Annotated in this window: 17 protein-coding genes and 1 riboswitch; of the genes, 6 read left to right on the top strand and 11 right to left on the bottom strand. The window is 37.0% G+C overall.

All coding sequences use genetic code 11. The features are described 5' to 3' along the window. Nucleotides 1-11: 11 nt before the first annotated feature. The 5 genes from Ana3638_RS13820 to Ana3638_RS13800 all read right to left on the bottom strand — a co-directional run bounded on the left by Ana3638_RS13820 (nucleotide 12) and on the right by Ana3638_RS13800 (nucleotide 5,108). Nucleotides 12-395, bottom strand: coding sequence for a P-II family nitrogen regulator (locus Ana3638_RS13820; protein WP_161838548.1), 384 nt, complete (start codon nucleotides 393-395; stop codon nucleotides 12-14). Nucleotides 396-473: 78 nt separating this feature from the next. Continuing rightward, nucleotides 474-800 carry a P-II family nitrogen regulator gene (locus tag Ana3638_RS13815; protein WP_161838547.1) on the bottom strand — a complete coding sequence of 109 codons (327 nt, stop codon included), beginning with the start codon at nucleotides 798-800 and terminating at the stop codon, nucleotides 474-476. A 23-nt stretch (nucleotides 801-823) separates the two neighbouring features. After that, complete coding sequence (gene nifH / locus Ana3638_RS13810; RefSeq protein WP_161838546.1) at nucleotides 824-1,645, bottom strand: nitrogenase iron protein; 822 nt, start codon at nucleotides 1,643-1,645, stop codon at nucleotides 824-826. Between the two features lie 766 nt (nucleotides 1,646-2,411). Continuing rightward, complete coding sequence (locus Ana3638_RS13805; RefSeq protein ID WP_161838545.1) at nucleotides 2,412-4,103, bottom strand: ammonium transporter; 1,692 nt, start codon at nucleotides 4,101-4,103, stop codon at nucleotides 2,412-2,414. A gap of 459 nt (nucleotides 4,104-4,562) precedes the next feature. Further along, on the bottom strand, nucleotides 4,563-5,108 hold the full coding sequence (locus tag Ana3638_RS13800; protein ID WP_161838544.1) for a glutathione peroxidase: 546 nt from the start codon (nucleotides 5,106-5,108) through the stop codon (nucleotides 4,563-4,565). 277 nt (nucleotides 5,109-5,385) lie between these two features. Here Ana3638_RS13800 and Ana3638_RS13795 point away from each other — a divergent pair, with 277 nt between their 5' ends. Continuing rightward, on the top strand, nucleotides 5,386-5,871 hold the full coding sequence (locus Ana3638_RS13795) for a MarR family winged helix-turn-helix transcriptional regulator (protein WP_161838543.1): 486 nt from the start codon (nucleotides 5,386-5,388) through the stop codon (nucleotides 5,869-5,871). 186 nt (nucleotides 5,872-6,057) lie between these two features. Here the strand turns inward: Ana3638_RS13795 and Ana3638_RS13790 are convergent, their stop codons facing one another. Further along, nucleotides 6,058-6,519 carry a YgaP family membrane protein gene (locus tag Ana3638_RS13790; RefSeq protein WP_246240224.1) on the bottom strand — a complete coding sequence of 154 codons (462 nt, stop codon included), beginning with the start codon at nucleotides 6,517-6,519 and terminating at the stop codon, nucleotides 6,058-6,060. Between the two features lie 265 nt (nucleotides 6,520-6,784). Between Ana3638_RS13790 and Ana3638_RS13785 the strand changes: the two genes are divergently transcribed. Both Ana3638_RS13785 and Ana3638_RS13780 read left to right on the top strand, forming a co-directional pair. Then, on the top strand, nucleotides 6,785-8,521 hold the full coding sequence (locus tag Ana3638_RS13785) for an ABC transporter ATP-binding protein (protein ID WP_161838542.1): 1,737 nt from the start codon (nucleotides 6,785-6,787) through the stop codon (nucleotides 8,519-8,521). Nucleotides 8,522-8,600: 79 nt separating this feature from the next. Further along, entirely contained in the window at nucleotides 8,601-9,884 is a 1,284-nt protein-coding gene (locus tag Ana3638_RS13780) for a glycosyl hydrolase family 18 protein (RefSeq protein WP_161838541.1), read from the top strand. Nucleotides 9,885-10,283: 399 nt separating this feature from the next. On the opposite strand, the gene Ana3638_RS13775 is transcribed toward Ana3638_RS13780, so the two are convergent. The 3 genes from Ana3638_RS13775 to Ana3638_RS13765 form a co-directional block, all read right to left on the bottom strand. Further along, nucleotides 10,284-11,024: an amino acid ABC transporter ATP-binding protein gene (locus Ana3638_RS13775; protein WP_161838540.1), complete on the bottom strand. Its 741-nt coding sequence runs from the start codon at nucleotides 11,022-11,024 to the stop codon at nucleotides 10,284-10,286. A 33-nt stretch (nucleotides 11,025-11,057) separates the two neighbouring features. Continuing rightward, nucleotides 11,058-11,786, bottom strand: coding sequence for an amino acid ABC transporter permease (locus tag Ana3638_RS13770; RefSeq protein WP_161838539.1), 729 nt, complete (start codon nucleotides 11,784-11,786; stop codon nucleotides 11,058-11,060). A 252-nt stretch (nucleotides 11,787-12,038) separates the two neighbouring features. Then, nucleotides 12,039-12,935, bottom strand: coding sequence for a transporter substrate-binding domain-containing protein (locus Ana3638_RS13765; RefSeq protein WP_161838538.1), 897 nt, complete (start codon nucleotides 12,933-12,935; stop codon nucleotides 12,039-12,041). 192 nt (nucleotides 12,936-13,127) lie between these two features. Next, nucleotides 13,128-13,309, bottom strand: a riboswitch (Lysine riboswitch). A 269-nt stretch (nucleotides 13,310-13,578) separates the two neighbouring features. Between Ana3638_RS13765 and Ana3638_RS13760 the strand changes: the two genes are divergently transcribed. Beyond that, nucleotides 13,579-13,806, top strand: coding sequence for a FeoA family protein (locus tag Ana3638_RS13760; protein WP_161838537.1), 228 nt, complete (start codon nucleotides 13,579-13,581; stop codon nucleotides 13,804-13,806). A 59-nt stretch (nucleotides 13,807-13,865) separates the two neighbouring features. Then, entirely contained in the window at nucleotides 13,866-15,983 is a 2,118-nt protein-coding gene (feoB, locus tag Ana3638_RS13755) for a ferrous iron transport protein B (RefSeq protein WP_161838536.1), read from the top strand. A gap of 61 nt (nucleotides 15,984-16,044) precedes the next feature. On the opposite strand, the gene Ana3638_RS13750 is transcribed toward feoB, so the two are convergent. Next, nucleotides 16,045-16,518, bottom strand: coding sequence for a metal-dependent transcriptional regulator (locus Ana3638_RS13750; protein ID WP_161838535.1), 474 nt, complete (start codon nucleotides 16,516-16,518; stop codon nucleotides 16,045-16,047). A gap of 262 nt (nucleotides 16,519-16,780) precedes the next feature. Here Ana3638_RS13750 and Ana3638_RS13745 point away from each other — a divergent pair, with 262 nt between their 5' ends. Then, entirely contained in the window at nucleotides 16,781-18,502 is a 1,722-nt protein-coding gene (locus Ana3638_RS13745) for an ATP-dependent metallopeptidase FtsH/Yme1/Tma family protein (protein ID WP_161838534.1), read from the top strand. A 320-nt stretch (nucleotides 18,503-18,822) separates the two neighbouring features. Here the strand turns inward: Ana3638_RS13745 and Ana3638_RS13740 are convergent, their stop codons facing one another. After that, the gene (locus tag Ana3638_RS13740; protein WP_161838533.1) at nucleotides 18,823-19,206 is read right to left on the bottom strand and encodes a VOC family protein; all 384 of its coding nucleotides are present in this window, start codon (nucleotides 19,204-19,206) and stop codon (nucleotides 18,823-18,825) included. Between the last annotated feature and the right edge of the window lie 5 nt (nucleotides 19,207-19,211).

Genomic DNA, 19,211 nt, shown 5'->3' with positions numbered 1-19,211 from the left:
TACACCTCCTGTTAATATGCCTCCGTTGTTCTCTCTCCGTTACGCACCCGGTAATTTTCATAAATCGGAAGAACAAATATTTTACCGTCTCCGGGATTTCCGGTAGAATTAACATCCATAATTGTATTTACTGCCTTTTCTACGTCATTATCCTCAACAATCATGGTAAAAACCCTTTTAGAAATTAACCGGTTCATTTCGGATAAATATTCCCCTGCAGGAGTTGCAGGAACCTCTCCGGAATCTACTATGGAGCGTAATAATGTCATGTCAATCAGTTTTTTTCCTCTGCCTAATACCTTTCTGCAGGTAAAAGCCGGGATACCTGCTTCTGCCAGGGCCTCCTTGGTCACATTGACTTTATTCTGTCTTACGATTGCCATTACTTCTTTCATATGAACCTCTTTTCTGGATATTTGGCTTATGATGGAACAATCCCTTTTATAGTTGAAATAATCTAAGCTTAAGCTTCCTTATAGACCTTTTGTCTTTGTACTGATGGTATAAGCTTCTTCTACCGGGCTTACGAATATCCTGCCATCTCCAAAATGTCCGTTTTCTCCGGTTCGGGCATACCTCATAATTAGCTTAACTACATCATCTTTATCTGCATCCTCAACAACCATTAATAGCATTTCTTTAGGGATTTCATCATAAAAAACTTCACCAACTTTAACTCCTTTTTGTTTACCGCGTCCATAAACATCCATTTTTGTTACAGCCGGATAACCTGCTGCCAATAATTCTGATAAAACGGTTCCGACTTTTTCCGGTCTGATGATTGCTCTCACTAATAACATAAATCTACCTCCAATATTTTAATCTAGATATCCATTAAGCCGTGTTCCATTAATAATTCTTCAAGTCTTTCCTGTTTCATTGGCTTAGGTATTACAAACATATCATTTCCGTCGATCTTATTAGCTAATGCACGGTATTCGTCTGCCTGATTTGCGGCAGGATCAAAATCGATTACTGTTTTCTTGTTGATTTCCGCTCTTTGTACCATGTTATCTCTGGGAACAAAATGAATCATCTGGGAACCGAGCTCTTTGGCAAAAGCTGAAACTAATTCCGCTTCCCCGTCAACCTTTCTGGAATTGCAGATGATACCGCCAAGTCTTACACCACCGGTATTGGCATATTTCTGAATACCTTTTGAAATATTATTAGCCGCATATAGAGCCATCATTTCACCGGAAGCTACTATATAAATCTCCTGTGCTTTGCCCTCACGAATCGGCATTGCAAAACCGCCGCAAACAACATCTCCTAATACATCATAAAATACATAATCCAGATCATCCGTATATGCCCCAAGCTGTTCCAGCAGGTTTATGGATGTTATAATACCCCTGCCTGCACAGCCGACACCGGGTTCCGGTCCGCCGGATTCTACGCATCTTATATTGGCAAATCCGTTTTTCATGATGTAGTCAAGATCAATGTCCTCCCCCTCTTCTCGAAGGGTATCCAGCACCGTCTTTTGCGCCAGACCTCCAAGTATTAATCTGGTTGAATCCGCTTTGGGATCGCAACCAACTATCATAATGTTTTTACCCATTTCGCCTAAACCTGCAGTTAAATTCTGAGTTGTTGTAGATTTTCCGATTCCGCCTTTACCATAAATTGCAACCTGTCTCATAATCCATTCCTCCTTAATCTCCTTGTTGCCCTAATCAATAAACAAAATTAAAACATTTCCCTAATTACGCACTTTTGTGAGTATCTTAAGGTTGGTGTGTACACTCGTATTAAACAAGCAAGCTTGCTAATACTCCTTTTGCTTTCACGAAAAAAGCGCCATTACTTAAAAAGTAATGACGCCTGTGTCAAATAGACTGCATGCAATTTCTATAGGTAAGATTCTAGCATCCCGGAAATAATTATTCAATACACCGAATTGTCAATAATTTTTCTCAATAATGAGGATTTTTGCGCAATATTAACTATTAACCAGTATTTTTTTAATATAATAAATAACTATTTTAAAATTATCTTTCGGGTGTCATAAATATTTTATGGAAATATTCAAATTAACAGACATTATAAAAATAACAATCAAAGCGGATATTCGTAATCCGCTACGATACTTGCTCATAACCTTATGCCTGCTGCGCAGGCATTTCAGTCGGAGCTTGAACTCCGACTGAAACAAGTTATTCCCAAACCCACCACTATCCAAAATTATTCGCAATCTTAGAAATAATAATTATGGTACTTTCCCTGGAATATTATACCAATATGACTTACCAGATATACATACATTAGCAAAAATTCCTTCCTGCATTTTTCACGCCGGATATTAGTTAAAAAACGGATATGCTGTATAGGCTATAAAAAATAAGTGTTAATAGAAAACTAATTAAAATAGTTCCATATCAACACTTATTTAGTAATAATCAAAAATATTAATCTTCATCCTGCAAAGCAGCACAACCTGATTCGCCGGTACGTACTTTAACAACGTTTTCAACATCATATACAAATATTTTACCGTCACCGATATTTCCGGTATACAGGGCTTTTTTTGCTTCATGGATGACAAGATCAACCGGAACTTTGCATACGGTAATTTCCACCTTGACTTTTGGCAGAAGATTCATTTCCAAAGGAACACCACGGTAATATTCGGTTGCACCTTTTTGTATACCGCATCCAAGCACATTGGTAACAGTCATACCTGTTACACCAATGGTATTCATGGCTTGTTTCAGGGTTTCAAATTTACTTTGTTTTGCAATAATTACAATGCTTGTAAGCTTACTTCCGTCTGGATTGGAATCAGTATATCCGACCTTAGATACGGGAATAGCCTGTTCAGCTGATACAGCAGCCGGTACTCTCTGAAATTCGGAAATTACATCTACTGTAGGCATAAAGTCAGCATATGCGCTTGCTAAACCATGTTCTTTTACATCAAGCCCCATAATTTCTTCTTCTTTGGATACCCGGAGTCCAATTGTATGTTTAATTATCTGGAAAGTAATTGTAATTGCTACTGTAACCCAAGCAATAACAGCAACAACACCAAGGATTTGTGTTAATAATAAGGATACTCCGCCGCCATAAAACAAACCGTCTTCCTGTGCAAATAAACCGACCATTATCGTACCGGAAGCACCGCATAAACCATGAACACCGACTGCACCAACCGGATCATCAATTTTTAATTTCTGATCAATAAATTCAATACCAAATACGACAATAAATCCGGCGATCATTCCGATAAGAGCCGCCCCAAATGGTGTTACTAAATCACAGCCTGCAGTAATAGCAACTAAACCTGCAAGAGAACCGTTTAGAGTCATGGATACATCCGGCTTTTTATAACGAATCCAGGTGATGCACATTACTGTAATTGTTGCCACCGCTGCTGCCATGTTGGTAGTAACAAATATATTGCCCATGGAAGCTAAAACATCATCACCGGTGGCGGATACGGTTGAACCGCCGTTAAAACCAAACCAACAGAACCATAAAATAAATACACCTAAAGCTCCAAGTGTTAAGCTGTGACCGGGAATTGCTTTTGATTTTCCCTTTTTATCATACTTTCCGATTCTAGGTCCTAAGATTTTAGCACCAATAAAAGCTGCTATGCCTCCAACCATATGAACTGCGGTAGAACCGGCAAAATCATGAAATCCTAATTGAGCCAGCCAGCCGCCGCCCCAGATCCAATGACCGGAAACCGGGTAAATTATAGCACTGATCACCATACTATAGATACAATAAGCTGAAAACCTCGTTCTTTCAGCCATAGCACCGGATACAATGGTTGCAGCCGTTGCACAGAATACTGTCTGGAAAATTAAAAATGCCATAGGTGGGACACCGGATGGTAAAATGGAGGAATAATCTCCTTTTACCATAGGGTCAAAACCACCGATTAAAGCGCTGCTTCCGCCAAACATAATACCGAAACCTAACAACCAGTAAATAGGTGTACCTAAACAAAAGTCCATTAAATTTTTCATAATAATATTACCGGCATTTTTTGCTCTTGTAAAACCTGTTTCAACCATTGCAAATCCCGCCTGCATAAAGAAAACCAGTGCTGCTGCAACTAAAACCCAAATTGTATTTTCTGCTGAGTACATAATTTTTCCCTCCCAAATTAAAAAAAACATATACTTTGGTTTTACTATCATCCAAAATACACGTCTTTGCGTTTTGTTTTATTCTATTTGTTACTAATTTCAGTTACTTCGTTGAGATAATACTTACTTCGTTTAAAACTGTTTAAATTAGATATCCTCAATCTGCAATATAATAAATAAAGATTACCCAAATTACACTCCTCCTTTAACACCGATGATCTCACATGGTCATTTTTGTTCAAAATTAATAATACCATATAAAAGTATAAAAGAAAAAGGCGCTGCAGGAATTAGCCCTGCAGCACCTTTGCTTTATCATTCTAGTATAAATGGCAAATTATTGTTTGTCAATTCATTCTTTGCTAAAAGTTATTTTTCCTATATATTCAATAAAAATTTTCGAAATCTATTGGTATTTTTGTTTAAACACACCTAAAATCAATTTTCCATCCAATCTAATTAAAGTAACTCTTTAATTTTATCTTCTACCACAAATAATGGTTCCGTCGGCTCAAATCTTTCTGCAACATTACCGTTACGGTCAATTAAGAATTTAGTAAAATTCCACTTGATACTGGGATCTTTTTCATAATCAGGATCCGCCTCAGATAACATATTTTTTAATACAGGAGTTAATTTATGATCTTCATCAAATCCTGCAAACCCTTTCTGGCTTTTTAAATATTTAAATAACGGCTCTGCATCTTCACCATTCACTTCAATTTTAGAAAACATAGGAAATGTGATACCAAACTTTGCATCACAGAAACTTAATATTTCTTCATTACTGCCCGGAGCCTGATTACCAAATTGATTACATGGAAAGTCTAAAATAATAAAATCCTCATCTTTATATTTTTCATATAAATCCTGTAATTCATCATATTGGGGGGTAAATCCGCACTTGGTAGCAGAATTAATAATTAATACTACCTTACCCTTATATTTTTCCAATGAAACTTCTTCTTCCTTAACATCTTTAACTTTAAAATCATAAATATTCATATTTTTTCCTCCTGATTTCTTTTTTATATTTGCTATGCTTTATAAATTTAACATATTTATCTAAAATATAATTGATCAAATTTTATATATTGTTTTCAATTAAATTGTACTCAATTTAATTCCTTTTGTCAATACTTCCTTGACTTTTTTTTATTCTTTATTACTATTTAATTGCTAAAATGTATTTCTTTCATGAAAGTTAACCTTTAAAATATATTTAATACTAATAAAAAACATTCATTGATTTTTTGATAAAATGAGGAAGGATAATACTAATATGATTGAAAACCAAGCTGATAGGATCAAAACAGTTAAAACTACTACTAATTCGGGAGATGAAATGTTAAAATTAGATAATCAACTCTGTTTTGCCCTGTACGTCTGTTCCAAAGAAATTATCCGGAAATATAAGCCCATTCTGGATCCCCTTGGTCTTACTTATACCGGGTATATTACTCTTTTAGCATTATGGGAAGAGGATGAAATTACCGTTAAAGAGCTTGGATCACGACTGTATTTAGATTCCGGAACTCTGACCCCGCTTTTAAAAAAGCTGGAACAGCAAGGCTATATTGAAAGAATCCGAAGTACTTCGGATGAACGTAATGTTTTAATTAAATTAACCGATGACGGACGAGATTTAAAAAACAAAGCATACCAAATTCCTAAAGATTTAATCTGTTCTACTAAATTAGAAAATTTTGATGCCTACGATCTTTTATCAGATTTGCATAAATTTATGGCACAAATTATTGATAATTAAATTATATAAAATTATAATACTACTTACTTAAGAATGTAATTTAAATTTTCTATAATAAGCAAAATCTGATTTACAATTTATTTTTAAAGCTTAATTTACTGCAATTTAAGTTTTACATCTTATTCTGGAAATATAAATTACATTCTTTCTGCAAGCCCATGTATTTCATCTGTTGTTATCCTTTTATTATTGTTTGACAACCATATTATACATTGCAACTACATCCGTACCAATATTCATAAAATCTCCCCGAATCATTTTCAGAACGGTTTTTTCAATATTTATTTCTTCCGACGTCCTGATACCCATCTTTCTAAGAATCGGTAAACTTGGACACCACCCGTATAAACCGTGATTTAATAAAAATACTCCTACCATACTGGTCAGACAGAACCAGAAACGTCCGCCTTTTACACCCATTAACGTACTAAGAAGAATAAGGGAAGCTGCATGAACTTCTATAACTCTCTCCGTATCCCATTCACAATTAAGTTGTTTTATTTGTTTTGATATTTCTGCCTTACTGCTGTTTTTTACTTTGTTTAACTTGCAGATAGTCTGGTTTCTGATTAAGTTATTCTGAGTAGGGCAGGTCTTTAATGGAACACGATGTGTGGTATGTGGTATTTTTTTCATTTGTTTCTTCATAATAAATCACACTCCTTTCAATTTGTCCAAATTAGTATGTGCCTAAAATTTCATATCATACTTAAAATTCCGATTGAAAAGTTATATTCCAATTTAAGCAAAGCTTATTTTTATAAATTTATAACAATCTATGAATATCAAATCAGCTCCAACCTTTTAATTATGCCAAATCCGATTTATGAACCTTACTTTTTAATACAGGGCTTCATAAAATATTTTACATATGGTAAAATTGGTTAAAAGACCAATGAGGGAGGAAACTAAAATGAAACTATTATGGAGGCTTGGTAAAGAGGCAATAAAATATAAAACTTTATATCTCATAGCCATAATTTCCACATTTGTATTAACATTAATTAATCTGGCTGCACCTAAAATACTTTCTTCCATGACAGCAATCGTAGAAAAAGGTGCATCCAAAGAAGCTTCAAAACAGATATTTTTATTAACTGTCATATTAATTGCCCTGTATTTACTACGGATTTTGTTCCGTTATCTCAGCAATTATCTGGCCCACAAAGCTGCCTGGAATCTGGTCGAGGACCTTAGAGTACGTGTGTATGAGCATATACAGGAATTCTCCATGAACTTTTTCCATGACAAACAAACGGGCGATTTGATGAGCCGGGTAATTAATGATACCGCTACTTTTGAATTGTTGTATGCCCATATCATACCGGAAATGGTAACTAACGTAGTTACGGTTATAGGTGTTATGATTATATTATTAACCATTAATGTGGAGCTGGCTCTGCTAACCTGTATTCCAATTCCGTTAATTCTATTTTCCGGCTGGGTATTTGCAACTAAAATTCGTCCGAATTTTAAAGTATCACAAAAAGCACTGGCGGAATTAAATGCGAAATTGCAGGATAATTTCTCCGGTATCCATGAAATTCAGGCCTTTGGGCAGGAAGAATACGAACAGTTTCAGATTACGGAACATGCCGGACATTTTACTAAAGCAATGCTCCATGCCCTGAATTTAAGCGCGGTATTTCATCCGGGAGTTGAATTTCTTTCTTCTGCCGGAACCGTTATTGTTGTTGGCATTGGCGGTGTTCTGGCTTTCCAGGGCGGATTATCCGTAGCTGATATTGTTGCTTTCTTGTTATACTTATCTCTGTTTTATACTCCCATATCCGGACTTGCCAGGTTATTGGAAGAAGTACAGCAGGCGTATGCAGGTGCTGAACGTGTTATGGTAATTCTGGATACTCCGACTGAAATAAAAAATGAAAAGAATGCGGAAGAATTAAAAGATGTAAAAGGCAGCATTACCTTTGATTCCGTTGATTTTTCATATGAAGACAATGTATCCGTCTTAAAAGATATCAATTTCCATTGTAAGCCCGGGCAGATGATTGCGCTGGTCGGTCCCACAGGCGTAGGTAAAACCACCTTAACCCAGCTAATATCCAGATTCTATGATCCCGCAAACGGACGTATTTTAATTGATGGAAAAGACATAAAGAAAGTTACTTTGGAAAGTCTTCGTTCTAATATAGCCCCGGTACTCCAGGATACATTCCTGTTTAACGGAACCATAGCAGATAATATCGGATATGCCAATCCTACTGCCGGTATGGATGAAATCATAGCTGCAGCCAAAGCAGCCAGAATCCATGACAATATTATGGATATGCCAAATCAATATGAAACGAAAGTCGGCGAACGGGGAATGCGTTTATCCGGAGGTCAAAAGCAGAGGATTGCAATTGCCCGTGCTATTTTAAGAAAAGCTCCGATTATAATACTGGATGAAGCCACAGCATCCGTAGATGTTGAAACGGAACGGGAAATCCAGCGGGCAATCAATGATTTAGCGGGAACCAGAACAATTGTTGCTATAGCCCACAGGCTTTCCACAATTCAGAACGCGGATATGATTCTTGTATTGGAAGAAGGTAAAATTGTACAATGTGGCACCCATAACGAATTAATAAATCAGGACGGTTTGTACAGACGGTTAAATCTGGCACAAAATAAGGCGGCATCTTAATTCATTACTATTCATATCACAACTCCATAATATGAGCATATACTAATTATAAATTGTTTACTCTAAATGCGAGGTTTTTATGGATATTCATGTCGTTCAGCCGGGTGAAACACTAGCTTCTATAGCAAACCAGTATGGCGTGACACAGAATAGATTAATAACAGATAATGAACTGCCAAACCCTGATAATTTAGTGGTCGGACAAAGCATTGCAGTTTTATATACAGAGGTAACACATACGGTAGTAGCCGGCGATACATTGTATGGGATTGCGGAAGCTTATGATGTTACCCCTACCCAGATTCTTCAGAATAATCCCTGGATAAGTGAAGAGGAAGGATTAGTTCCAGGGCAGTTGGTTGTTATCCGTTTTCGTAAGGATGAGAATTTTGGAAACATTACAATCAATGGCTACGCTTATCCATTTATTGATCGGACCGTACTTAGGAAAACCTTACCTTTCCTTACTTACCTATCCATATTTAATTATGGATTTACGCCGGAGGGAGAGCTGATTCCTGCGGATGACGAAGAACTGATACAAATTGCAGATGACTTTGGCGTGGGTTCCTTATTGGTGCTTGCTCCGATGAATGCCCAAGGTACTTTCAGCAGTGAACTTGCACATGAAATGTTTATTAATACAGAAGGACAAAACCAATTAATTCAGAATATCTTGACTACTTTAGGACAAAAAGGTTACCGGGGTGTTGATATTGACTTTGAATACGTGTTACCGGAAGACAGGGAATCATTTATTAACTTTATCAGAAATATGAAAAATGCCTTAGCACCGGCTGGATATATATTAACCGTGGCCTTAGCACCGAAAACCTCCGGTGAACAGCCCGGTCTCTTATATCAGGCACACGATTATCCTACTATTGGCGCAATTGCAGATTTGGTGTTACTTATGACGTATGAATGGGGTTATACTTTCGGACCTCCAATGGCAACATCACCGCTTGCAAGTGTCAGAAGGGTTTTGGAATATGGTGTTTCCGTAATTGATCCGGATAAAATATTAATGGGAATGCCAAATTATGCCTATGACTGGCCTTTACCTTTTATAAGGGGGCAGACTAAGGCCGAAAATATCAGTAATGTGCAGGCTATTGAACGGGCGGCTCAGTTTGGAGTAACCATACAATTTGATGAACCGGCACAAGCACCGTTTTATTATTACACAAGTGAGGAGGGTGCTGCCCATGTGGTTTGGTTTGATGATGTCAGAAGTATGAATGCGAAATATCGCTTAATACCGGAATATAATCTCCATGGTGTCGGAGTATGGCAAATTATGAATTTCTTCCCGCAGAGCTGGCTGGTAGTGAATAACCTTTTTACAGTAACAAAAGTTTAAACGGCCAATACAAAAGATATATTATTAAACCTATGCAGATGTATGATTGTATCACAGTTATAAAAAGGTCTGTTGCAAAGTTCAAAATTTATCTTACTTGGGAGAGAATATAGTTTATATTCCAGACCCAACCTGATAAATTTACTTTTAGCAACAGACCCTATAAAATATCTATTATGTCTGATCATGTATATAATTAATATCTGGCAGTCAAAGCGGATATTCTTAGGTCCGCTATGCTACTTGGCTCTATCCCTTATACCTGCTACGCAGGTAAGGTTAAATCATCTGTTATAAACCGGAAGGAACACGCTTTACGAGTTTCTTCGGTTCGCCTGCGGGTTCGAATTATTGCATGCAAGCTTGCTAATTCTCACTTTGCTTTCGCGGAAATTAAATTTAATCCGCGTTTAATACACGGCTTAAAAATTCCCTGGTACGTTCTTCCCTTGGATTGTTAAAAATCTGTTCCGGACTTCCCTCTTCTGCTATAACACCTTTGTCCATAAATACAACACGGTTGGAAACTTCTTTAGCAAATCCCATTTCGTGAGTTACTACTAACATAGTAAGTCCTGACTGTGCAAGTTCTTTCATAACCTTAAGAACCTCACCTACCATTTCAGGGTCCAGGGCTGATGTGGGCTCATCAAATAACATTACATCCGGTTCCATGGATAAAGCCCTGGCTATTGCCACACGCTGTTTTTGTCCGCCGGATAACTGTCTTGGTTTCGCATTGATGTACTGTTCCATACCAACTATTTTTAAGTATTTCATGGCAACTGTTTTCGCTTCTTCCTTGGAACGGCCAAGTACTTTAACCTGTCCAACCATACAATTACTTAGAACATCATGGTTATTAAACAGGTTAAACTGCTGGAACACCATGCCAAGTTTCGTACGGTAAGCATAGATATCGTGCTTATTATCCAAAATATTTTCTCCATTGTATATAATCTGTCCGCCGGTAGGCTTTTCTAACAGGTTAACACAACGAAGCAGAGTTGATTTGCCGGATCCTGAAGAACCGATGATACAAACTACTTCACCTTTATTTACTGAGAAATCAATATCTTTTAACACTTCATGAGACCCAAAGGACTTACTCAGATGTTGAATATCAATTACTTTTTCCATTCTATTAACCTAACCTCTTTCCCTGTATTTTTCCTAAACCTGCATCTGATTACCCATCATAATGTAATTATCCGGGCCGTCTAATTTTCTTTCAATTGCTCGTAAAATTCTTGTCACTGTAAATGTCATGATAAAGTACAATACACAGGCGACCGCAAAAGATTCAAAATACCTGAAATTATTACCTGCTACGGACTTAGTCTGGAAGAATAATTCGGATACGGCAATTACATTTAATACGGAGGTATCTTTAATATTAATTACAAATTCATTACCTGTTGCGGGTAAGATGTTACGGATAACCTGCGGCAATACAACATGCAGCATGGTTTTAATGTGGTTCATGCCAATTGCGGCAGCTGCTTCAAACTGGCCTTTGTCTATGGAAACGATACCACCGCGGACAATCTCAGACATATACGCACCGGTATTAATGGATACGATAAATATTGCTGCAACGGATTTATTCATATCAATGTGAAACGCCTGTGCAGAACCATAATAAATAACCATGGCCTGAACGATCATAGGTGTACCACGGAAGAATTCAATGTATGCTGAAAGTATAAAATTAATAATTTTTAATATAATTTTTTTAAACCCGCGTTCCGGTACCGGTATGGTACGAACGACTCCTACCATTAATCCAATCAGGGACCCTAAAATGGTACCAATGATAGAAACATATAGAGTAACCCCGGCTCCCCGTAAAAACATCGGCCAGTTATTTGATATAATCTTCATAAGCCAATCCAGGCTCATATTATTACCTCCTTAGATGTAAATAACAAAATTAGAATTGCTGAATTCTGTCAGATTTATATTCTAAAAGTTTTCAACAAATTTGAGTCTGGTTTACCAGACTCCAGCGCTGACACATTGTCACTTTAGTGATAATTTCATCTTAAGCGTAAAACGTATCCCCTGGGGGTTTCTATCTTATAGGACGAACTTTCCTATGAAAGATAGAAACCGGCTGCCTTCTTTATACACCCGGTTTCGTAAGTATTCTCATTACTGAGCTGCTGGCTGATTTAATATAGCAGTATCCATAATGCTTGTACGTTCTTCTTCTGAGATACCTGCCAAAATTTCGTTGATTTTAGCAGTAAGTTCACTTCCCTTAGCAACACCAACTGCAATTGCTGTATCATCATCCGATGTTTGAAATCCGTCTGTAAATTCTACCATGGCAAAATTTTCATTAGCACTGGAAGCGCTGACACCCTCAGGACGTTCTGAAACATAACCGTCTATAATTCCGGATTCCAGTGCAACTCTCATTGCCGGGAAGTTGTCCATAGCAGTTTCCTTTTGAACACCTTCAATCTGATCTATAACTGAATAATGAAATGTATTTAACTGAGCCGTAATTTTAGCTCCCTTAAAGTCCTGAATAGATTTGGCACTTTCATATTTGCCGCCTTTTTTAACAACCATAACCAAATCAGATTTGTAATAATTATCTGTGAAATCAATGGTTTCTTTTCTTTCAGCCGTAGGTGACATACCTGCGATAATTGCGTCTATCTTACCGGAAGTTAAAGCCGGTACAAGACCATCCCATTCTGTTTTTACAATTACTAATTTTTTATCCAAACCATCTGCAATTTTCTTTGCGATCTCGACATCATAACCGCCTGCAAATTCCGCTCCGCCCTCTATTGCTACACCACCGTTGGAATCATCCATCTGTGTCCAGTTAAATGGTGCATATCCTGCTTCCATACCTACTTTAAAAGTATCTTCTTCAGTTGTACTTGCTCCCGTATTTTCAGAAGCGGTAGCTGCATCCCCTGATGTGGTCTGTGCCGTACCAGGATTCCCGGAATCGGTTTTAGTTCCGCAGCCTGCTAATAAACAAACTACCGATAATGACATTGCTAATAATACACCTAATTTTTTCTTCATATCTTAGTCTCTCCTTCTTTTGATCAATTTAATTCTAAATATTCTTTGTTCTATTCAAGGAAAACCTGATGTAACACCTTATGCCGGTTTCCTTGGTTCATATATGCCATCGCATTTGCTAACGCGAAAAAAAAGACCTGAGGAAACCTCAGGTCTAATATACACATTGACCTAATAACCCCCTTCTTTCCCAAACGAGATAGCACAACTCAACAAACTGGGATGTTCATTGAGACAGTCCTACAGCTATTAACTGCAGGCCCAGCAGATAATCCTGAGTATATTATCCACTTCGGCGACATTTCCTTCTCAATAGCATCTTTGCTTCTCAAACTCCGCTAAAGACTGTTAAATATCGCGCCTCTACCTCACCTGCAAAAGTGAGGTTATGATTAAATTATGTTATATATCTTACAACAACAATCTATATCTGTCAATCTGCCAAATTAAATTTCTTACTAATTCTTTTTATCATTTTACACAATTATCCATAATCAGGGAAAGTATTAGTTTGATGAAACTTAATTAAAGGAGGGTAAAATTTTTAGTTATCGGCTGATTTCAGTAACCATCCCATATTTTTATCATACTATAAAATTAGTTTATTATAACTTTTCTTTGGAATAAATTTGGAGGTAATTATATGATAAAACTTGATGCTGTATCTGTTGGAAAACTGGTTACTGTCGAAGAATTATCATCCACTGATAAAGCAAGAGAAAGAATGCTTGCTTTAGGATTAACTAAGGGAGCTAAAATTGAAGTTATTCGAAAAGGTCCCAGCGGTGATCCCACCATATATAATATCCGTGGAGCAATGATAGCCTTACGTAAAGAAGAGGCTTCCCTTATAACCGTATTGGATATTTAAATAAACCACGAGCGAAATAAAGAAATTTAGGATGTAAAAATAAGCTTAGGAGGTTCGTAATGGGTTTAACATTTCAATCGATACAATCCTGTTCCCTGACAGATATTTTTCAGATTGATAAAACTGAGAAACAGTATGTCATTGCCCTGGCGGGCAATCCAAATACAGGTAAAAGTACTGTTTTTAATGCGTTAACCGGACTACATCAGCATACCGGCAACTGGCCGGGTAAGACTGTAGTTAATGCCAGAGGTGAATATACCTATAGCGGATATGATTATGTTCTGGTGGATCTGCCGGGTACTTATTCGTTATTTGCCACCTCGGCAGAAGAAGAAGTTGCCAGGGATTTCTTGTGTTTTGGAAATTCTGATACCGTAGTGGTTGTATGCGATGCAACTTGCCTTGAACGAAATCTAAATCTGGTTTATCAGGTTATGGAACTTACGAATCGTGTCATATTATGTGTCAATCTCATTGATGAAGCAAGGAAAAAAAATATTCAGGTAGATGCGGCGGGAATTGAAAAAGAATTAGGTATACCTGTAATTTTATGTGCTGCCAGAAATGGTACCGGTCTTTCGGAATTGAGAGAAATGATATATAAAGTGACTACAGGTGAAGTTAATCCAAGTCCGAATCCTGTCCGTTACAGTAAGGACATTGAAGAGAAAGCTGCTGCATTGATTCCTGTATTAGATGAGAATGTAAAAGGAATTAATACCAGATGGCTGGTCTTGCGGCTAATTGACGGAGATACCAGGTTTCTGGATTCCATCTTAACAAATTTAAATCACCCTCTGCTAAATAAATATATTTCCACCGAATGTTCCTATGAAATGGAAGCAGAAAAAAAGAAAATACGGGACGAAATAACAAAACAACTTTATCAGAAAGCTGAGGATATTAAAGTTAAATATGTAACACAAGACTGTTTAAAAATGAATCGGGACAGAATAATAGATAATTATATAACATCCAGAATATTTGGAATTCCTCTTATGCTGCTTGTTTTAGCAGTTATCTTCTGGATTACCATATTCGGAGCCAATATACCCTCAACAATGTTATCCAATGTACTTTTTAACCTTGAGGACAAATTAACTCACCTCTTCAACCTTTTAAATGCCCCCGAATGGCTGCACGGAATATTCGTTCTTGGACTTTTTAGGACCATGTCCTGGGTTATTTCCGTTATGCTGCCTCCTATGGCAATATTTTTTCCTTTATTTACGATCTTAGAAGATTTAGGGTATCTTCCACGGGTAGCCTTTAATATGGATCATTTATTCAAAAAAGCCTGTGCCCATGGCAAACAATGTCTCAGTATGTGTATGGGATTTGGTTGTAACGCGGCAGGTATTGTATCCTGCAGAATAATCGAATCACCAAGAGAGCGGTTAATAGCAATATTAACGAATAATTTTGTTCCCTGTAATGGAAGGTTTCCTACTTTAATTGCCATATCCTCTGTTTTTCTTGTTACCAATACAGGTTTGAATTATGGAATACTTCCGGCTTTATCCGTAACTGGGCTGGTCATTTTCGGAATCATCATAACGTTACTGGTCTCCTATGGATTATCCAAAACTATATTAAAGGGTATCCCATCCACCTTTACCCTGGAACTGCCTCCGTACCGGGCACCCCAAATAGGCCGTGTTCTTTATACTTCCATAATAGACAGAACACTTTTTGTACTTTGGAGAGCCGTTGCCGTAGCAGCCCCGGCCGGCATTTTTATCTGGATTCTCGCCAATATTCATGTAGGTGATTTAAGTATCATCAGCCATGTTGCATCGTTTCTGGATCCTTTTGCAAAAATGATTGGGCTGGACGGTTATATTCTAATGACTTTCCTGTTAGCTCTTCCGGCGAATGAGTTAGTACTGCCGATTTTAATAATGAGTTATTTATCAACGGGAGCTATGGTACAATATGATAATATTGAATCTTTAAGAACAATCCTTATAAATCATAACTGGACCTACCTTACAGCACTAAATGTTATGTTATTCAGCCTTCTTCACTGGCCTTGTGCGACAACCCTTTTAACCATCCACAAAGAAACCGGAAGCATTAAATGGACTATTCTTGGTGCTGTTATCCCTACACTTATTGCAGTAATAGTATGTTTTATTACAGCAACTGTTTTTCGGGTATTTAACTGGGTATAGCAAATATTATTTCATGGACAATAAAACGGAGAAATACTTTAGGCATTTCTCCGTTTCTTAATTATCGTTTATCTTTGGAATTCCGAAAGTTAAAAAAACTATCCCTAACCTGGGGATTGCTGTCAAAGAAATCAATAAAATCCCGTATACCAAGTAATATTTCGTTACTTATGGTATGTTCCATTTTTTCGGTACTTTCTAAAAGACCGTCTTTTATGTTCAGTAATGTTAAAAAGCGCTCAATTAAATTATGCCGGTTCAGTAATGCTTTTCCTATTTCTGCCCCACTTGTTTCAAGCATTATAACACCATACTTTTCATATTTTAACAAATTTATATCCGCTAATTTTTGAATCATTTTGGTTACGGAGGGCGGTTGTACATTTAGTGCTGCCGCAAGGTCGTTTACCCTGGTAAATCCGTTTTCCTCTGAAAGTCTGTATATCATCTCCATATAATCTTCTGCCGATGCAGATAAGAGTTCCTGGTCTTTTCTCATATATTCCCGAAATGTAAAAAATTCTTGTTCCTGCATAGTAAGCCTCTGGCTTAAAACTTTTATTAATCTTATTATATGATAATGCACTGCTAAATATGGATATAGATTAAACGAGTGAAAAATTCAGTTTAGGTACGATACTTACGGGTCCCTCCTTATGTTTATTACTAACGCAGGAATCCACTTGGTATTTTCAAACATACTTTCCAGAAATATTTTGTAGAAATTTGGAATACAAACCGTTACAATGAATTAAGAAGTATTATGTAAACCACTACTAACCTCGGGAGGTTATTTAATGAAAAAAATTTATTTTATAATACTGTCAATCCTGATACTGGTTTTAGTTGGCCTGGCAGGATACCAGTATGTGAATAAAGATAAGACAGAACTTGAGATGTCCTACCCCTCATTTTTAGATGCAGTAAATGAACATCAAGTGGAATCCGTTATTTATGATATAAACGGCAATACATTCAAAGCAATGCTTAGCAAAGAACCAGATAATATTTATATGGTTCCAAATCCCAAAACTGAAGATTTTATTGAATATTTACTGACCAATAATATTACCGTAAATTACGGTCAGAACAGTACCGGATTGAAATTTTTACAATTTGGTTTTCTCATCCTGATCGCCGGTGGTGTCTTCTTGTATGTTCGTAAAGGAGGCAGTAACAAACCTTTAATTTCGGACGCAAATAAATCTGCCAGTGCTTCAGCTATCACTTTAAATCAGATTGCCGGTAACACGGAAGCTAAATTAATGGTTGAGGATATTATTGAATTTATAAAGCAGCCTGAAAAATACGCTGCTGTCGGAGCCAGAATGCCCAAAGGCCTTCTTCTTTATGGCCCGCCCGGAACCGGTAAAACTTTAATGGCAAAAGCTATTGCCGGAGAAGCAAATGTACCTTTTTATGCCATGAGCGGTTCGGATTTTGTTCAGATGTACGTCGGTGTAGGTGCCAGCCGTATCCGAAATCTGTTTAGCAAAGCAAAAAAGAGTGAAAAAGCAGTAATTTTCATTGATGAAATTGATGCAATAGGTAAAAAACGCGCAAGAAACACTTCTGCCAGTAATGATGAACGAGACCAAACCCTGAATGCACTTCTGACGGAAATGTCCGGCTTTCATGAGAATAAAGGAATTGTTGTAATCGGTGCAACCAACCGATTGGATACATTGGACGAAGCACTTTTAAGACCAGGCCGTTTCGACAGGCAAATAGAAATCGGACTACCCGATGTGAATGCCAGAAAAAAAATACTGGATCTGTATGCAGGCAAAAAACCTATATCCGATGATGTTGATTTAGATGCACTTTCAAAATCCACCGTATATTTCAGCGGTGCCATGTTAGAAAATCTTTTAAATGAAGCTGCCATTAATGCTGCCAATGAGGAACAGCCGGTAATAAATATGGAACATATTGAAAAGGCATTCTATACTGTAATTGCCGGAGCACCTATGTTAGACCGCAGTTTTATCTCTGATCGTGATCGCAGGATTACCGCTTATCATGAAGCCGGACATGCATTGGTAACCAAACTTCTCCAGCCCGATCATTATATTTCCAAAGTTACTATTATACCCAGTGTCAGAGGGGCCGGAGGTTTTAATCTAAGTATTCCGAAAGATACCATGTTCCAGACACAGAAACAAATTAATGCCAATATACAAATGCTGCTTGCAGGCAGAGCAGCAGAAGAATTAATCTTTGGAGAAGAGGAAATCACCACCGGTGCCAGCAATGACATTCAGAAAGCTTCCTCCATCATAGTGGATTATATTAACAAATATGGTATGGACCAGGATATGGGGTTATTCAGTACGGCTGTTTTACTGGATGGATTTGATCGTGAGCTGGTGAACAAATGCAGGAATCAGATGAATATCCTATATGATGAAACCAGAAAACTACTGGAAGCTAATTTAGAACTTCTTGAAAAGATCACTTCCGAGCTATTAGAAAAAGAATCTTTGAATGGGGAAGATATAGAACGAATCTGCGCTTAATTTTGGCCAAGGATGATGATAGTTTTAACGTTTTTATTCATTATGTTATTATTAAAAACGACATATATAATGGAATTTAATTCATAGAAAATGCAGTTAAACGGTATAATAAGTTTAACTGCATTTATTTTAATATCTTTATAGATAATAGTAGGTATGTTATTATTTTGCGTAAAATCGTTTAACGGAGTTTCTTATTGGGTTTTAATCAGATACCAAAATTTCATAAAAACGCAGACAAAAACAAGTGTTCCATCCTTTATGGCGGTTCATGGAATCTGTCATACATCAAAAGCGCTTCATGAATCACCCGACTTTTGTTATATTACAATTTCAATCTGGTTTCCATCCGGATCCAGAATACAGCTTTCATAATATCCATCCCCCGTAGTTCTTGGCCCGCTGATAACCTTATAACCGTCTTCTGCTAATTTATCAGTCAGTTGATCAACCATCTCCATGCTTCCCACACTGAAAGCCAAATGAATAAATCCCAGATGATTGAGTTTTTCCGGACTGTCTTTCAAATCGGTTAAAAACATAAGTTCCAGTCTGGTATCATCATCAAAGGTAATAAAATAAGACTGAAAACCTTTTTGTTTGTTTTCATATAAATGATTGGCCTTTCCTCCAAAATAAGTAATATAAAACTGCCTCATTCCTTCCAGATTACTGGTGTAGAGTGCTATATGATTAATTTTCACTTTCT

It is taken from the genome of Anaerocolumna sedimenticola (assembly GCF_009931695.1).
In the GTDB taxonomy this organism is placed as follows: domain Bacteria; phylum Bacillota; class Clostridia; order Lachnospirales; family Lachnospiraceae; genus Anaerocolumna; species Anaerocolumna sedimenticola.
The sequence above is the reverse complement of the archived record's forward strand: the minus strand, read 5'-3'. Positions and strand labels throughout refer to the sequence as shown.

Excerpts from the sequence above, each read along its gene's own strand:
- Ana3638_RS13820 (WP_161838548.1), bottom strand. The coding sequence starts at position 395 with ATGAAAGAAGTAATGGCAATCGTAAGACAGAATAAAGTCAATGTGACC.
- Ana3638_RS13815 (WP_161838547.1), bottom strand. The coding sequence starts at position 800 with ATGTTATTAGTGAGAGCAATCATCAGACCGGAAAAAGTCGGAACCGTT.
- nifH (WP_161838546.1), bottom strand. The coding sequence starts at position 1,645 with ATGAGACAGGTTGCAATTTATGGTAAAGGCGGAATCGGAAAATCTACA.
- Ana3638_RS13805 (WP_161838545.1), bottom strand. The coding sequence starts at position 4,103 with ATGTACTCAGCAGAAAATACAATTTGGGTTTTAGTTGCAGCAGCACTG.
- Ana3638_RS13800 (WP_161838544.1), bottom strand. The coding sequence starts at position 5,108 with ATGAATATTTATGATTTTAAAGTTAAAGATGTTAAGGAAGAAGAAGTT.
- Ana3638_RS13795 (WP_161838543.1), top strand. The coding sequence starts at position 5,386 with ATGATTGAAAACCAAGCTGATAGGATCAAAACAGTTAAAACTACTACT.
- Ana3638_RS13790 (WP_246240224.1), bottom strand. The coding sequence starts at position 6,519 with ATGAAGAAACAAATGAAAAAAATACCACATACCACACATCGTGTTCCA.
- Ana3638_RS13785 (WP_161838542.1), top strand. The coding sequence starts at position 6,785 with ATGAAACTATTATGGAGGCTTGGTAAAGAGGCAATAAAATATAAAACT.
- Ana3638_RS13780 (WP_161838541.1), top strand. The coding sequence starts at position 8,601 with ATGGATATTCATGTCGTTCAGCCGGGTGAAACACTAGCTTCTATAGCA.
- Ana3638_RS13775 (WP_161838540.1), bottom strand. The coding sequence starts at position 11,024 with ATGGAAAAAGTAATTGATATTCAACATCTGAGTAAGTCCTTTGGGTCT.
- Ana3638_RS13770 (WP_161838539.1), bottom strand. The coding sequence starts at position 11,786 with ATGAGCCTGGATTGGCTTATGAAGATTATATCAAATAACTGGCCGATG.
- Ana3638_RS13765 (WP_161838538.1), bottom strand. The coding sequence starts at position 12,935 with ATGAAGAAAAAATTAGGTGTATTATTAGCAATGTCATTATCGGTAGTT.
- Ana3638_RS13760 (WP_161838537.1), top strand. The coding sequence starts at position 13,579 with ATGATAAAACTTGATGCTGTATCTGTTGGAAAACTGGTTACTGTCGAA.
- feoB (WP_161838536.1), top strand. The coding sequence starts at position 13,866 with ATGGGTTTAACATTTCAATCGATACAATCCTGTTCCCTGACAGATATT.
- Ana3638_RS13750 (WP_161838535.1), bottom strand. The coding sequence starts at position 16,518 with ATGCAGGAACAAGAATTTTTTACATTTCGGGAATATATGAGAAAAGAC.
- Ana3638_RS13745 (WP_161838534.1), top strand. The coding sequence starts at position 16,781 with ATGAAAAAAATTTATTTTATAATACTGTCAATCCTGATACTGGTTTTA.